This window comes from Pseudomonas sp. EGD-AK9 (genome assembly GCF_000465935.2).
GTDB lineage: Bacteria > Pseudomonadota > Gammaproteobacteria > Pseudomonadales > Pseudomonadaceae > Aquipseudomonas.
Map to the genome: position 1 here is coordinate 1 of NZ_AVOF01000565.1, position 1,332 is coordinate 1,332.

General features: G+C 70.0%; 1 protein-coding gene. It reads left to right on the top strand.

Going from position 1 to position 1,332, the window contains the following annotated elements; all coding sequences use genetic code 11:
- The first annotated feature begins 222 nt into the window (after nucleotides 1-222).
- Entirely contained in the window at nucleotides 223-1,254 is a 1,032-nt protein-coding gene (rsgA, locus tag N878_RS20690) for a small ribosomal subunit biogenesis GTPase RsgA (RefSeq protein WP_021445441.1), read from the top strand.
- Nucleotides 1,255-1,332 lie beyond the last annotated feature (78 nt).

Here is a 1,332-nt window from a genome sequence, read left to right on the forward strand (position 1 = left end):
CCACAGCGGCAGGCGCAGCGGCGACAGCAGCGCCAGCCCGTAGACCGCCGCCAGCAGCAGGACGACGGCCAGCCCCTGGGCCAGCATTACCCGGCGCCAAGGCCGCTGCAGCGCCCCTTCACGCTCGTCCATCCCACCCCCTGAAGGTCAAATCGAGGCCGCGGCGCCCATGCTAAACTCGCGCGGCTTGTTTCCCGGCAACTCTACCCACTCGGAATCCCCATGGCCAAACGCCAACTCAACCGCCGCCAGAGCTGGCGCATCGAAAAGATCCAGGGCGAACGCGCGGCCCGCGCCGCCAAGCGCGAATCGCGCGCCGTCGAGGCCCTGGAAGGCGGCGACCTGGGCCCGGAGCAGACCGGCCTGGTGATCGCCCACTTCGGCGTACAGGTGGAGATCGAGGCGCTGCAGGGCGAGCTGGCTGGCCAGACCTTCCGCTGCCACCTGCGCGCCAACCTGCCGGCGCTGGTCACCGGCGACCAGGTGGTGTGGCGCGCCGGCAACCAGGGCGACGGCGTGATAGTCGCCCAGCTGCCGCGGCGCAGCGAGCTGTGCCGGCCGGACATGCGCGGCGCGCTCAAGCCGGTGGCGGCCAACGTCGACCAGATCGTCATCGTCTTCGCCCCGCTGCCCGAGCCGCACGCCAACCTGATCGACCGCTACCTGGTGGCCGCCGAGCATGCCGGCATCCGCCCGCTGCTGCTGTTGAACAAGGCCGACCTGATCGACACCAAGAACGAGGTGGCGCTCAACGCCCTGCTCGGCGTCTACCGCCAGCTCGGCTACCCGCTGCTGGAGGTCTCGGCTCATCAGGGCGACGGCATGGAGCAGCTGAAGAAGCGCCTGGACGGCCACGTCAGCGTGTTCGTCGGCCAGTCCGGGGTGGGCAAGTCGTCGCTTGTCAACAGCCTGCTGCCCGGGGTCGATACCCGCGTCGGCGCGCTGTCGGAACTGACCGGCAAGGGCACCCACACCACCACCACCGCGCGGCTGTTCCACTTTCCCGGCGGCGGCCAGCTGATCGACTCGCCCGGCATCCGCGAGTTCGGCCTCGGCCACGTCAGCAGGGATGACGTGGAAGCCGGCTTTATCGAATTCCACGACTTGCTCGGGCGCTGCCGCTTCCGCGACTGCAAGCACGACCGCGAGCCGGGTTGCGCGCTGCTCCTGGCCCTGGAGGAAGGACGCATCCAGCCGCAGCGCATGGCCAGCTACCGGCATATTCTCGCCAGCCTGCCCGAAGACGAGTATTGAGCGGCGCCGACGCGCGCCAGTAAGCGGGAGGCCGAGGCCTACTGGTCGACCGGCCGATCGAACTGCAGCGCGCCGTCC

What these genes read in the sequence shown, in the direction of transcription:
- rsgA (WP_021445441.1), top strand. Translation starts at nt 223, where the DNA reads ATGGCCAAACGCCAACTCAACCGCCGCCAGAGCTGGCGCATCGAAAAG.